This window comes from Paenalcaligenes niemegkensis, assembly GCF_022230885.1.
Classification (GTDB): Bacteria; Pseudomonadota; Gammaproteobacteria; order Burkholderiales; family Burkholderiaceae_B; genus Paenalcaligenes; species Paenalcaligenes niemegkensis.
In genome coordinates, this window is the sequence record NZ_JAKGCT010000002.1 from 260,307 (window position 1) to 274,428 (window position 14,122).

Below are 14,122 nucleotides of genomic sequence, written 5' to 3' on the forward strand. Positions count from 1 at the left end.
ATGGAAATCTACCAAATCAGGGCTTTTGTCACCGTCGCACGGTTAGCCCACCTAACCCGTGCAGCAGAAGCCCTGAATTTGACTCAACCTGCGGTCAGCGCCCAGATAAAAGCCTTGGAGCAGAGCTTGGGGGTGTCGCTGTTTGAGCGGTCAGCAGGACGCTTAAGTTTGTCTAAGGCAGGAACACGCTTGCTCCCCACCGCCGAGCTTTTGCTAAGCCAAGCCAGACAACTTAAGTTTGAGGCTAAACAGCTGCAGGGCGAGCTTAGCGGCGAGGTACTGCTGGGCCTACCCAGCGAGCACCTGGATTTCTTACGTTTGGGTCCATTAGTCAATCGCATTACGCAAAGCCTGCCACTCATCGAACTGCAGACTCAAATCATGCCAGCAATACAGCTTGGCGAATACGTAAGCACCAGTCGCCTGACAGCAGCATTCAGCATTTCAGCCTACCCTCCCCGAGATGTAAACTGGTTACGCCTGCGTAGCATCAGTTATCGCTTGGTTTTGCCGAACGCCCTCGCTGAAGAGGTCGGACTTGGTGGATGGGCTGAGCTTGCCATGCTGCCTTGGCTGGACGGAGCCCTGGGAAGCCACAGCCATCTGTTATTACGAGAGATTTTCGAAAAAAGAGGCCTGAGCCCACGTATCGTGATGCATAGCGCAGATCAGGCGCATATGGATGCTCTGGTTAGAGCTGGCGCCGGTTGCGCTCTGCTGCGCGAAGAGATAGCCTTAAATGGCGTCAAGCAAGGACACTTTTCAATTTGGGGGCATGTTAAGGCAGAGGCCTCTCTAGGTTTTATAACGCCTTTGGAAAACGTGGAGTCCCCCTTAACCGTCGCCCTTATTTCCATGCTTAAAGAAATTTGGCACCTGGATTCGACATTAAATACACAAAGCTCATGACCATAACTAATTTTTGGCTTATTCGACACGGAGAAACCTCGTGGAACGCAGAGCGCAGGCTGCAAGGCTGGCAAGATATCCCTCTCAACGAGGTCGGTATTGCACAAGCAAATGAGCTGGCTGCTTACTTAGCTTCTAATCCGCTTGATATCACCTTCGATCTATTAGTATCCAGCGACTTGAAACGCGCTTCACAAACAGCAGAAATTGCGTGTGCCCATATGGGCCTGGATTTAATTCTCGAACCCGGACTACGAGAGCGGGGCTTCGGCATCTGGGAAGGCAGAAGTTGGGATAGCTTTGGCGAAACCGGCCCGGATCAGCCTGGGGCCAACACGCAAGACCTGGATCATGCAGTTGAAGGAGCAGAATCCATACGTAAGTTTCAAGATCGTGTCATTGGCAGTTTTGAGGCATTAGCGCGCAAGTCTCCCGAGCAAAATATCATCGTGTTTGCTCACGGCGGGGTCATCGATATGGTTTGGCGTAAGCTTCATAACGTGGATCTGAACACCCCACGTACTGAACGCATACTGAATGCGAGCATCAATCACTTCAGCCTTCACGCGCTGAGTAACAGCTACGAATGGCGGGTGCGTAACTGGGCTCAGACTCAACACGTAGAAAAAGCGTTGGACGATATAGGTTAACTCGTCCTTCCCGCTTGCAAGACACACCAAGGCTGCCGTCCACACTTTATGCTATGCAAGAAAAAATAAACCCCGCACTAGGCGGGGTCTTAGGTGAGCAGCTGCTGTTGCGCCAGCAACTGAACGAAATACCGCTGGGCAAGCGGTTATTTTTTTATTGTTGTATCAAAATACAATTTGAATATTGCTTCTGAGTCAAACCACCACTTGTAGTTCAACTATCTACTTGCCACAGCAAGTCGAGAAGATCAATTACTTGATACTTTAAGCTTTGTATTGGGTTTCTGACTACAGCACTGTTATATTCTACGCCTACAAAATGTGAGTGTTTGATTATGGTTAATACTATTGTTTTTTCTAATACATTAAAATCAAGGGCTTATGCCATAAGCTCCTGCTTACTGAAGAAAACATCGTACAAGCGTTTTAACCTGGCGCATCGTCAGAAGCGTTAAGATGCAAGGCTTTAGCGTCAAACAGCATAGGCTTTAACGAAAATTCGTAAAACCATAATCCGCCGTTTATGCCTGTAAAAATTTAACGTTAAAGGCATCTTTTCTTGCGCAGCGTATTTTTAACGCCACAGTGCTACATTCACACCACAGTTAAACAACAATAAAAAACAAAAAGACTGAATCCGATGCTGCTGGATTCAGTCTTTTTCCACTGCACGCCGCCGCAGTTATAGCCTATAGAAAGCCATGGTTACCGCTAGCACCTGCTTACGCAGGAGTGTGCATCTCTTGCAAGGAATAAACACGCAGACCGTCGCCATTGCGCATATACTGCAGACCCTCTACGGCAGCCAGCGCACCGGCTATAGTGGTGTAGTAGGCCAAGTTGGCTGCCAGCGCATGGGTACGAATGGTGCGCGAATCGACGATGGCATTACGCCTCTCTTCGACGGTATTGATCACCAACGCAATCTCGCCATTTTTAACCATATCGACGATATGAGGGCGCCCTTCGGTGACCTTGTTCACAACAGTCACTTTTAAACCCGCCTGCTTGATCGCTGCAGCTGTGCCACGCGTTGCCACAATATCGAAACCTAATTCGATTAGGCCTTGTGCCACCTCGACAGCCTCGGCTTTATCGGCATCACGAACACTGATAAAAACCAAACCTGACTCAGGTAGATTAACGCTTGCAGCCATCTGCGATTTTATAAAGGCTTCGCCAAAACTGCGGCCCACACCCATGACTTCGCCTGTCGACTTCATTTCAGGACCAAGAATGGTATCTACACCAGGAAACTTAACAAACGGGAAAACGGCTTCTTTAACCGCAAAATACCCTTCGTTGACAACCGGTTCTAGATCAAGGTCTTTGAGCATTTCGCCCGCCATGACGCGAGCCGCAAGCTTCGCCAACTGCAGGCCTGTAGCTTTAGAAACAAAAGGCACGGTACGGGAAGCACGAGGGTTAACCTCAAGCACATACACGTCTCCATTTTGAATGGCGAACTGAACGTTCATTAACCCTTTAACGTTCAAGGCTTTGGCCATCAGAGCTGTTTGGCGACGAATTTCTTCAACCACCTCTTCAGACAAGGAGTAAGGAGGCAAGCTGCAGGCCGAGTCGCCAGAGTGCACACCCGCTTGCTCGATATGCTCCATAACCCCGCCTACAAAAACATCGACTCCGTCGCAAAGGCAATCGACGTCGACCTCGGTGGCGTTATTAAGGAAGTGATCCAGCAAGACCGGCGAATCGTTGGAAACCTTAACGGCCTCACGCATGTAGCGCTCCAGATCCTTTTGCTCGTGTACGATCTCCATGGCGCGGCCGCCCAGCACATAGCTGGGGCGAACCACCAGCGGATAGCCAATTTCAGCAGCAAGGGCAATCGCTTCGCTTTCGGTACGCGCTGTGCGGTTAGGCGGCTGACGCAGGCCCAGCTTGGTCAGAAGCTTCTGGAAGCGCTCACGGTCTTCGGCAACGTCGATGGATTCGGGACTGGTTCCAATAATGGGCACGCCGTTGGCCTCAAGGGCACGAGCCAGTTTTAGCGGTGTTTGACCGCCGTACTGAACAATCATGCCGACCGGTTTCTCGATGTGTACGATTTCAAGTACGTCTTCAAGTGTCAGCGACTCGAAATATAAACGATCAGAGGTATCGAAATCGGTAGAGACCGTCTCAGGATTGCAGTTGATCATGATGGTTTCGTAGCCCTGCTCACGCAGCGCGACGGCTGCATGTACGCAGCAATAATCAAACTCAATACCCTGACCTATACGATTAGGCCCACCGCCCAATACAATGATTTTCTTACGGTCAGTCGGTCTGGCTTCGCACTCTTGCTCGTAGGTGGAGTACAGGTAAGCCGTATCAGTGGCGAACTCGGCCGCGCACGTATCTACCCGCTTAAACACCGGGCGTACATCATGCTGATGACGAACCTTGCGCACTTCAGACTCGGCAGTGTCCAGCAAAAAGGCCAGACGGCGATCGGAAAAACCGCGACGCTTCAGGCCATACAGGGTATCGCGGTTAAGATCAGATAGCGTTTTTTGCTCAAGCGCGAGCTCAATATCAACAATATCTTTAATTTGAGCCAAGAACCAAGGATCAATCTTGGTGATATTGTGAACTTCCTCCAGCGTCAAACCCTGTGCAAAAGCATCTCCAACGTACCAGATACGCTCTGGACCAGGTTCGCCCAGCTCGACCTGCAATTTTTCACGGTCGGTCGTCATCTGGTTTAAACCATCGACACCCACTTCGAGGCCACGCAACGCTTTTTGAAAGGATTCCTGGAAAGTACGTCCTATGGCCATAACCTCGCCCACCGACTTCATTTGCGTGGTTAAGCGAGAGTCGGCCTGAGGGAACTTTTCGAAAGCAAAACGCGGGATTTTGGTAACGACATAATCGATGGTGGGCTCGAATGAGGCTGGTGTTGCACCGCCAGTGATTTCGTTCTGCAATTCGTCGAGGGTGTAACCTACCGCCAGACGCGCTGCTATTTTGGCGATAGGGAATCCTGTTGCTTTGGAGGCCAGTGCTGACGAACGGGACACACGCGGGTTCATCTCGATAACGATCATGCGACCGTTTTCAGGGTTGACTGCAAACTGTACGTTTGAGCCACCGGTGTCTACACCGATTTCACGTAGCACCGCAATCGATGCATTACGCATGATCTGGTATTCGCGATCCGTTAATGTTTGCGCTGGCGCTACGGTGATGGAATCGCCGGTGTGTACGCCCATTGGATCGAGGTTTTCGATAGAGCAAACAATAATGCAATTATCGGCGCTATCGCGCACCACTTCCATCTCGTACTCTTTCCATCCCAGCAACGACTCTTCGATAAGAAGCTCGCTGGTAGGAGACGCCTCGAGGCCCCGGCGGCAGATGGTTTCAAACTCTTCGGGGTTATAGGCAATACCCCCGCCTGTGCCACCCAGGGTAAAGCTGGGTCGTATAACGACAGGAAAACCTGCGGTGCCAATTTCTTTGGCAATGGCTCGCTGTACTGTCCAAGCCTCATCCATGGTGTGGGCCACGCCTGATTTGGCAGACTCCAGACCAATGGAAGTCATGGCGTCTTTAAACTTCAGACGATCTTCGGCTTTGTCGATGGCCTCGGCATTGGCGCCGATCATTTCCACGTTGTATTTTTCGAGTACGCCGTGTGCGGCCAGATCTAAGGCGCAGTTAAGTGCGGTTTGCCCGCCCATCGTAGGCAGTAAGGCATCAGGGCGTTCCCGCTCGATGATTTTCTCGACCACTTGCCACGTAATGGGCTCGATGTAAGTAACGTCAGCGGTGTCAGGATCAGTCATGATCGTGGCCGGGTTACTGTTAACTAGTATGGTGCGGTAACCTTCGGCCTTAAGAGCCTTACATGCTTGCGCGCCCGAATAATCGAACTCGCAAGCCTGCCCAATAATAATGGGGCCCGCACCAATAATGAGAATACTTTTAATGTCTGTACGCTTAGGCATAATGCAATATTTTCTTGCGAGGGCAATTAAGCCTGTTTCGCAGCCATCAGGCTAATGAATTGATCGAATAACGAGGCGATATCTCGTGGCCCTGGGGTTGCTTCAGGGTGGCCCTGAAAACAAAACGCCGGACGATCGGTAAACTCAAAGCCTTGCAGGCTGCCATCAAATAACGACACGTGGGTTACACGTGTGTTGGCGGGTAAGGTAGTCGCATCAACGGCAAAATTATGATTCTGGCTGGTGATGAAGACTCGGCCACTACTGACTTCTTGCACGGGGTGATTAGCACCGTGATGGCCGGTTTTCATTTTGACCGTATTAGCCCCGGCGGCCAGCCCCATAACCTGATGTCCCAAGCAAATACCAAACAGCGGTATTTTTTTGTCGAGCACGGCTTTGCTTGCCTCGACCGCGTAGGAGCACGCTTCGGGATCACCTGGGCCGTTGGATAAGAACACACCATCAGGATTGGTAGCCAGGACGTCAGCAATAGGCGTTTGCGCAGGATACACGGTGACGTTGCAACCTCGATCGGCCAATAAACGCAGAATGTTGGCTTTAACGCCAAAATCGTAAGCGGCTACGTTGTATTGTGTGGTGTCGGGTTCGGCAAAGCCGACCCCCAGGCCCCAAGAGCCTTGCACCCAAGAATTAACTTCAGTCGTGGAGACCTCTTTGGCCAAGTCAACCCCCGACATGCCTGCAAAAGAACGGGCCAGTTGAATGGCCCGTTCGGCGTCATCGCCAACTAAGATACATGCCCCCTGGGCACCTTTTTCTCGTAATATACGAGTGAGTTTTCTGGTATCAATACCTGCAATCGCGACAATACCCTCTTGTTTAAGGTAGTCGGGTAACGATTGCACAGAACGGAAATTGGAAACCCTCAAGGCACAATCACGCACCACCAGGCCAGCCGCTTGAATCTGTTTTGATTCAGCGTCTTCGGGGTTTACACCCGTATTGCCAATGTGTGGATAAGTAAGTGTGACGATCTGACCTCTGTAACTTGGATCAGTGAGAATTTCCTGATAGCCCGTCATGGCTGTATTAAAAACTATTTCAGCAACAGCATGGCCCTCAGCACCTATGGATACGCCTTCGAACAGCGTTCCATCAGCCAGGGCCAGGATTGCACTTGATGTAGCATGAGACTCTTCAGGAAAGAGAGACGGCAGCACGTTTAAACCCCGGTTCAGAAATTTACAAATAAACCTTCCGATTATACTCTGACTTCGGCCACATCAGAAAGACTAGCTGTCATAAACTTTTGTATTCTATGTTTTAGACAAAATGGTCTACAGTATCAAGCTTGTATCGGTTAGGTATTTAATGGTGATGTAGTTATGACAACCTTGCTTGAATCCTTGCGGCAACATACCACAGTCGTGGCTGACACTGGTGATTTCGAAACCATGAAAGTGTTTCGCCCCACCGATGCCACGACCAATCCTTCATTGATTCTTAAGGCCGTGCAGCAAGAGGCCTATAGACATTTACTTGAAAAGACAGTGAAAGACGCTCCGAATGCGACTGCCAGCGAGCTGGTAGACAGGCTTCTGGTTGCCTTTGGCACTGAAATTCTACGTATAGTGCCAGGCCGCGTATCAACTGAAGTCGACGCCCGCCTGTCATTTGACACTCAGGCCAGCATCGAACGCGCCCGTAATATCATTGAGCTTTACGAAACCGCCGGCATCAATCGCCAGCGTGTATTAATTAAGCTTGCGTCTACCTGGGAAGGTATACAGGCCGCCAAACAGCTTGAAACTGAAGGCATTCATTGTAATTTAACGCTTTTATTCTCTCTGACTCAAGCAATTGCTTGTTCGCAGGCCAAGGTCACCTTGATCTCCCCTTTGTTGGCCGTATTTACGATTGGCATAAAAAAGACATGGGCGATGCCTGGGTAGAAAGCGATCATGCCAACGAGAACGATCCGGGCGTGAAATCCGTTACTGCCATTTTTAACTATTACAAGACTTATGGCATCAAAACAGAGATCATGGGTGCAAGCTTTAGGAATACAGGACAAGTTCTGGCGCTTTCAGGCTGTGATCTGCTTACGATAAGCCCCGCCCTGTTGGCCGAACTGCAGCAAACAATGGGACAGGCACCACGTATGCTTGACGCTGAGCAGGCCAAAGATGTGGCACCCGAATGGCGGGCCAACAACGAGGTCAACTTCCGCACACGGCTTAATGAAAATGCCATGGCCACCGAAAAACTGGCTGAAGGTATACGCCTGTTTACAGCCGATGCCGTCGCCCTGGACAAGCTTTTGGCTAAATACAAGCAAGAGCTGCATCCTGGAATTTAATAGTAGCCAGCCTCGCTGGCCTGTAAAAAAACAGCGCAAAAAAATGCCGGGCTTTGCCCGGCATTCTTTATAGACTGCTTGAATTCGCGCTTACATTTTCGCTGTTTCACCCGCTTTGGGTCGCCAGGCCAGCATGCGATTCTCGAAGACTGACACCATCAGATCAAGAATTAACGCAAATAAGGTCAGAACGATAATTCCGGCAAACACCGTATTCACATCTAGCGTACCTTCGGCCTGCAAGATCAGGTAGCCTACGCCGGCCGCAGATCCCAGGTACTCGCCCACTACAGCACCGACAAAGGCCAGACCCACAGAAGTGTGCAGGCTGGAAAACACCCAGCTGGTAGCCGAAGGGATGTAAACATGCCTTAGCAACTGCTTGCGATTCGCGCCCAGCATTCTGGCGTTATCCAGCAGTGTATTGCTGACTTCACGCACCCCTTGGTAAACGTTAAAGAACACGATGAAAAACACCAGGGTTACAGCTAACGCCACCTTGGACCAGATCCCCAGCCCAAACCACATACCGAAAATAGGTGCCAAAATGACACGTGGCATAGAGTTGGCGGCGGTGATGTACGGATCAAGCAACGCACTGGCGCCAGGCGAGAGCCCGAGCCATAAACCAAAAGCCAGGCCGGCCACAGTACCTATAACGAAGGCCAGCATGGTTTCGGATAAGGTGATACCCAGATGGTGATAGATATCGGCATTGGTAACAAACCAGGCCCAGATAACTTTCGCCACCTCGACAGGCTGCCCAAAAAAGAAAGCAAAGTTTCGGTCCTGAGCGGCAAAATGCCACGCTGTCAATACAATAACCAGCAGCAAGATCTGCCAAAAACGCAGTTGTAGGGTCGAAAGTCTAATTGATTGATGTTTAGCCATATTAAGCCCGCTTTTGCTGGGCGTAGCCCTTCAGTACTTCTTCACGTAACACGTCCCAGATCGCTGAATGTAATTCAACAAATCGGGGATTACTACGCACCTCTGCCACATCCCTGGGACGAGGCAAATCGATATGGAACTCTCCGATGGGATGAGTGCCCGGACCCGCTGACAGCACGATCACTCGATCGCTCATGGCGATGGCTTCATCCAGGTCGTGTGTGATAAACAACACTGCCTTGCGACTCGCCATCCAGATTTCCAATACTTCGTTCTCCATCAGCTGACGCGTTTGAATATCCAGTGCAGAAAATGGCTCATCCATCAGGATGATGTCCGGGTCACGAATCAAGGTTTGTGCCAGCATGGCACGCTTGCGCATGCCACCTGACATCTGATGAGGGTATCGGTCTTCAAAGCCCCCAAGCCTACCCGCTTCATCCATTCCCGGGCCAGCGCTTCGGACTCGGCCTTGGGCTTGCCCTCGAACTCCAAGCCAGCCATCACGTTGGACAAGGCACTGCGCCAGGGAAATAATGCTTCGCCCTGAAACATATAGCCAGCTCGATGATTGATGCCCTGGAGCGGCTTGCCAAACACTTTGACACTGCCAGACGAAGGGGCCAGCAACCCTGCCCCCACGTTCAGCAGCGTAGACTTTCCGCAACCGGTAGGCCCGACCACTGAGACAAACTCGCCAGGGGCGACCGTTAAGGTGGCATCTTTTACTGCAACGTACTCACCCTTACCGTCTCTGTCGGCAAATACGCAACTTACATTATCTAGACTTAGTGCAGCTTCAGGCATTGGATAACTTCTTGTTTGCGTTGATAACAAATTCATTTGTCCAGATTTTGCTGACGTCGATCTCAGTCGCATCGAAGTTAGGAACAAAAGCAGCCAAGGCATTTAACGCTGTTTCAGGACCGTCTTCGTCTACCATTCCATCTGGCGACAAGGACTCTTTATTGTCCGTCAAGCATTGCTTATATAGCTCGGGATTACCTAGCAAATAAGTTTCTGGAACTGCAGCCGCGATTTCTTCTACAGTAGACTCCTGAATCCATTTATCAGCGCGAACAATGGCATTCGCCAAGGCCTGCGCTGTGCCAGGGTTTTTATCCAGAAACGCCTGTGAGGCATACAGACAGCCCGAAGGCATACTGCCTCCAAAAATCTTTTTGGTATCGGCAACCGTACGTGCGTCGGCGATAATTTGAATCTCATCGTCTTGCTGCAATGTGCCAATAACGGGGTCGAGATTAGCGATGGCATCAATTTGACCAGTACGTAATGCCGTAATGGCGCCCGCACCGGCACCTACGCCAACGAAGGAAACATCTGAAGCCTTCAGGCCATTTTGTTCAAGGAAAAAGCTGACCATCATGTTGGTTGACGAGCCCGGCGCTGTCACGCCAATTTTCTTGCCTTTAAGATCAGCTGGAGACTGGTAGTCGGACATGGTTTTTTAGAAACCGCCAGCACAATCGCCGGAGTCTTGCCTTGCTGCACAAATGCACGATAGTCCTGACCTTTGGACTGCAAATTAATAGTGTGCTCAAAAGCGCCAGAGACTACATCAGCACTTCCACCTACCACGGCTTGTAATGCACGCGAGCCTCCTGCAAAGTCGATTACACGTACGTTCAGGCCTTCGTCCTCAAAATAGCCATTAACTTCAGCAATGGACAGTGGCAGGTAATAAATTAGTGCTTTTCCACCCACAGCAATGGAGACATCTTTTTTTCGATAGCGGGTTGTGCGGACACCAAGGATGGGAACGCTGCAACACCGCCAGCAACCCCTGCTAGTTTCAATAATTGGCGACGAGAGACTGTCATGTAAGGCCCCTTTTTTAGGTTTATATCTAGTGCTAACGCGTAGGCGCAGCGCCGTTTTTAATTACATTCTTTACTGAATTCCGAAGCAATTCAGCATAGCGACAACCGAGAACTACGTATCACGACGTTCTTGCAATGCCCAAGCAATAGTACTTGCATCGACGTATTCCAGTTCGCTGCCTGCGGGAACACCCCTAGCCAGACGCGTTACTTTAATATCTCGATTTCGTAGTATCTCTGCCAGGTAATGAGCCGTCGTTTCACCTTCGGCGGTGAAATTCGTTGCGAGAATAACCTCGCGCACGTGCTCGTCGGAAACTCGCTTTATCAGGCGTTCGAATTGTAGCTCGTTGGGCCCTACACCCTCGATGGGCGCCAGGCGCCCCATCAAGACATAATACAAGCCACGATACCCATGACTGGACTCAACCATGTTTTGGTCGGCCGGTGTTTCTACTATGCAAAGCAGCGACGGATCACGTCGGCTGCTGGCACAAATCTGGCATAACGCTGTCTCGCTAAAGCTATTACAGCTTTCGCAATGCAACAGCATTTTGGAAGCACGTTCTAAGGCCACCCCAAGCTGCGAAGCCCCGGCCAGATCGTGCTGCAACAAATGATAAGCCATACGCCGAGCGGTGCGTTCGCCTACTCCGGGCAGGCGACGCAATGCATCGATTAGAGCCCGTAATGGTTCGGGCTCTGGCAACTGTGGGTCGGACATCAGAAAGGCAGAGACATCCCGGGCGGCAACGGCAGACCGGCGGTGACCGATGCCATTTCTTCCTGGGACTTGGCTTCGGCTTTGCGCAAGGCATCGTTAAAGGCAGCTGCGACCAGGTCTTCCAGCATGTCTTTATCTTCTTCCAGCAGGCTGGGATCGATAGCCACGCGACGCACATCGTTACGGCATGTCATCGTAACTTTTACCAAGCCACCGCCCGATGCGCCTTCAACCTCGATATTCGCCAGGGCCTCTTGGGCCTTTTTCATGTTTTCTTGCATTTGCTGGGCTTGGCGCATTAATCCAGCAATTTGTCCTTTCATCATAAGGATAGTTCCTAAACGTTAATGACCCGTGGGTCTAGTTTGCAGCTAAGCTGCTTTGTGGTGGTTGGCCCGCACCGACCCTGGTAGCAGCCGGGCATCAAACTCGTTGATTAAAGCCACAATAAAGGGATCGACCTGGGCATCGTGCTCGGCCTGCTGTTGGCGCTCTGCCCTTTCTGCCTGCTCTACAGCATGAGCCGTTTCCGACCCGGTGCTGCCATATTCAATATGTAGACGTAAGACCTCAGTGAAATACTCGGCTAATACCGTCGTTAGTCTGGCCTTGGCATGACTATCGTCAGCAGAGCGGATCTCGACCCGCAAGGTAATTTGCTGATCAGCCACCCCCACCCATTCGCTTTGCCTGGCCAATTGTCCGGCCCATCCGCTAAGAGGTAAAGAGGCCGCAACAGCAGGCCAGTCTTTAGGCTGCATACGCCCCAGTTTTATGGGCTTATGCTGCTGAGCAGAGCCGTCGTGAGTTGCCGCCCCCAAGACAGCACTGAGTTCTGCCGGGTTAACCTCGGGAGCTGCCTGAACAAGCTCATCGTCGAAGCTCTGCTCATAATCACTGTCGCCATCATGAATTTGATCGTCAAATGGAATGTTATCAAAATCGACGGGGGGACCATCCGAAAATTGTGTTGTCTCGGAATTCTGCTCATCAGAAATAGCCACGTCTGCCATAGATCGGTCTGGTTCAGCGAGAATGGCTTCAGAAGACCGGACAGCAGGCGGCAATACTTCGGCAGCAGCCCGACTCTGATCGGCAGGCAACTCTTCCCAAGCCGGAATGTCATCGGCTTGAGACTGAGCAGGCAGCGCTTCAGCTCTATTGGTCGTAGCTGGTGTAGCAGACGAGGCTATTCTAGCTGGTCCTGCAGGTGAGACCGATGTTGCGGGTGCGGCTGGTATGGCCGGCACCGAAGAAGCAGAAGACGACTTTTTTGACTCAGGCTCAGCCTGTGTCGTATTTAGCGCTGTGCCGCCAACCATGACCACAGGCGGAGAGGCCTCAGAAGGAAGCGGTGACGGCGCACGCTGTTCTTCTATCTGCGACGGTCGCTCGGGCTGATCCGGAACAAGGCCCGAACTTAGCGCTGCTGAAGGGGTCTTTGGTTCAGGTACAGGCTGAACCGCCGCCTCAGGCACCGACGTAGTAGCTGCAGGCACGACATTGGCGTTGCTCTCGGCTGCGGCAGCACTCTCAGCAGGACGGGCCACTACGGGCCTGGCAGAGCCTGACGGTGGGTTCACCGGAGGCTGGGCGGGCGCAGTACCTTCTGGCATCAAAGCCAACATACGCAAGCACGCCATGACAAAGCCTGCATATTCATCGGGAGCCAGGCTTAATTCGCTACGGCTATGCACCGCCACCGAGTAGAACAGCTGCACGAAATCAGGGCCCAGGCTGGCCGCCAGCCGCTGTATATCTGCCTGCAGCGGGTTCTCGGGCGGCGTAGCGCCTGGCAAACGCTGCTCGATGGCGATGTGCGATAGCAACACCGCCAGGTCGGCCAGTGCTGCCGAGTACGACAAGCCACGCGAGGCCAGGTCGTCAGCGACCTGCAAAATAGCCGAGGCATCTTTCATGCTTAAAGCTGTGAGCAACTGGCATAAATGACCTTGATCAATGGTCCCCAGCATACCCTGGACAGCTTCCGTACTAAGGCTGCCAGCACTATAGGCAATTGCCTGGTCTGTCAGGGACAGCGCGTCACGCATCGAGCCGGCGGCCGCCTGCGCTATCAACCGCAACCCGGGAAGTTCAAACGGTATGTTTTCCTGGCCCAGCACACCATCAAGGTGTTCAACAATTGCCGGAACTGTCATTTGCTTAAGATTAAACTGCAGGCAACGCGACAGCACCGTAACGGGTATTTTTTGCGGATCTGTCGTGGCCAGAATGAACTTCACATGCGGTGGAGGTTCTTCCAGCGTTTTAAGCATGGCATTAAACGCATGGCCAGTGAGCATGTGGACTTCATCAATCATGTAGACTTTATAGCGGCCTGAGCCAGGCGCATACACGGCCTGCTCAAGGAGCTGGGTCATTTCATCTACACCCCGATTAGAAGCAGCGTCCAGCTCGACATAGTCTACAAAGCGACCGGCATCGATTTCGGTACAGGCCTGGCATGTACCGCAGGGGGTCGCAGTAATACCGGTTTCACAATTTAACGCCTTGGCCAATATCCGGGACAGCGTCGTCTTGCCTACCCCTCGGGTACCTGTAAACAGCCATGCATGATGAAGGCGCTGAGTCGATAAGGCGTGGGTTAACGCACGTACAACGTGGTCCTGACCAATTAAGGTTTCAAAGGAACGAGGACGCCATTTTCGTGCAAGAACTAGATACGTCATGCTGATAGAAAGCTAAAAGATAAAATGGCGATGCGAGATACCTGCCATCGAAAGTAAAAAGTGTACCGAATTAAAGCGCACTTGGGCAGCAATGTGGCCAAAGCAGGTACAAACAGAAGGGATGTGATGGGCGCTGTA

General features: G+C 51.6%; 9 protein-coding genes and 3 pseudogenes. 3 read left to right on the plus strand and 9 right to left on the minus strand.

What is annotated here, in order from left to right; translation table 11 throughout:
* Together L1889_RS03020 and L1889_RS03025 are read left to right on the plus strand one after the other, a co-directional pair.
* The gene (locus tag L1889_RS03020) at window positions 1–909 is read left to right on the plus strand and encodes a LysR family transcriptional regulator (protein WP_238663819.1); all 909 of its coding nucleotides are present in this window, start codon (window positions 1–3) and stop codon (window positions 907–909) included.
* On the plus strand, window positions 906–1,559 hold the full coding sequence (locus L1889_RS03025) for a histidine phosphatase family protein (protein ID WP_238663820.1): 654 nt from the start codon (window positions 906–908) through the stop codon (window positions 1,557–1,559). The genes L1889_RS03020 and L1889_RS03025 overlap by 4 nt, the downstream gene beginning before the upstream one ends.
* 722 nt (window positions 1,560–2,281) lie before the next feature.
* Here the strand turns inward: L1889_RS03025 and carB are convergent.
* Window positions 2,282–5,515, minus strand: coding sequence for a carbamoyl-phosphate synthase large subunit (carB, locus tag L1889_RS03030; RefSeq protein ID WP_238663821.1), 3,234 nt, complete (start codon window positions 5,513–5,515; stop codon window positions 2,282–2,284).
* A gap of 26 nt (window positions 5,516–5,541) precedes the next feature.
* Window positions 5,542–6,699 carry a glutamine-hydrolyzing carbamoyl-phosphate synthase small subunit gene (gene carA, locus L1889_RS03035; protein ID WP_238663822.1) on the minus strand — a complete coding sequence of 386 codons (1,158 nt, stop codon included), beginning with the start codon at window positions 6,697–6,699 and terminating at the stop codon, window positions 5,542–5,544.
* A gap of 165 nt (window positions 6,700–6,864) precedes the next feature.
* Here carA and tal point away from each other — a divergent pair.
* Window positions 6,865–7,838 (plus strand): annotated as a pseudogene (tal, locus tag L1889_RS03040) (transaldolase).
* 90 nt (window positions 7,839–7,928) lie between these two features.
* Here the strand turns inward: tal and L1889_RS03045 are convergent.
* From L1889_RS03045 to L1889_RS03070, 7 genes and pseudogenes are all read right to left on the minus strand, one after another.
* Entirely contained in the window at window positions 7,929–8,729 is an 801-nt protein-coding gene (locus tag L1889_RS03045; protein WP_238663823.1) for an ABC transporter permease, read from the minus strand.
* Between the two features lies 1 nt (window position 8,730).
* Window positions 8,731–9,096 (minus strand): hypothetical protein, encoded by a 366-nt coding sequence (locus tag L1889_RS19040; RefSeq protein ID WP_372871114.1) that lies wholly within the window; start codon window positions 9,094–9,096, stop codon window positions 8,731–8,733.
* A 3-nt stretch (window positions 9,097–9,099) separates the two neighbouring features.
* A pseudogene (locus L1889_RS19045) lies at window positions 9,100–9,638 on the minus strand (ATP-binding cassette domain-containing protein); the annotation flags it as partial.
* Window positions 9,529–10,570: pseudogene (locus L1889_RS03055) on the minus strand (ABC transporter substrate-binding protein). The pseudogenes L1889_RS19045 and L1889_RS03055, both read right to left, overlap by 110 nt.
* 112 nt (window positions 10,571–10,682) lie before the next feature.
* Window positions 10,683–11,294, minus strand: a complete 612-nt coding sequence (gene recR, locus L1889_RS03060; protein WP_238663824.1) for a recombination mediator RecR — start codon at window positions 11,292–11,294, stop codon at window positions 10,683–10,685.
* Window positions 11,294–11,620 carry a YbaB/EbfC family nucleoid-associated protein gene (locus L1889_RS03065; protein ID WP_238663825.1) on the minus strand — a complete coding sequence of 109 codons (327 nt, stop codon included), beginning with the start codon at window positions 11,618–11,620 and terminating at the stop codon, window positions 11,294–11,296. Before L1889_RS03065 ends, recR begins: the two co-directional genes overlap by 1 nt.
* Window positions 11,621–11,665: 45 nt before the next feature.
* The gene (locus tag L1889_RS03070; RefSeq protein WP_238663826.1) at window positions 11,666–13,984 is read right to left on the minus strand and encodes a DNA polymerase III subunit gamma/tau; all 2,319 of its coding nucleotides are present in this window, start codon (window positions 13,982–13,984) and stop codon (window positions 11,666–11,668) included.
* Window positions 13,985–14,122 lie beyond the last annotated feature (138 nt).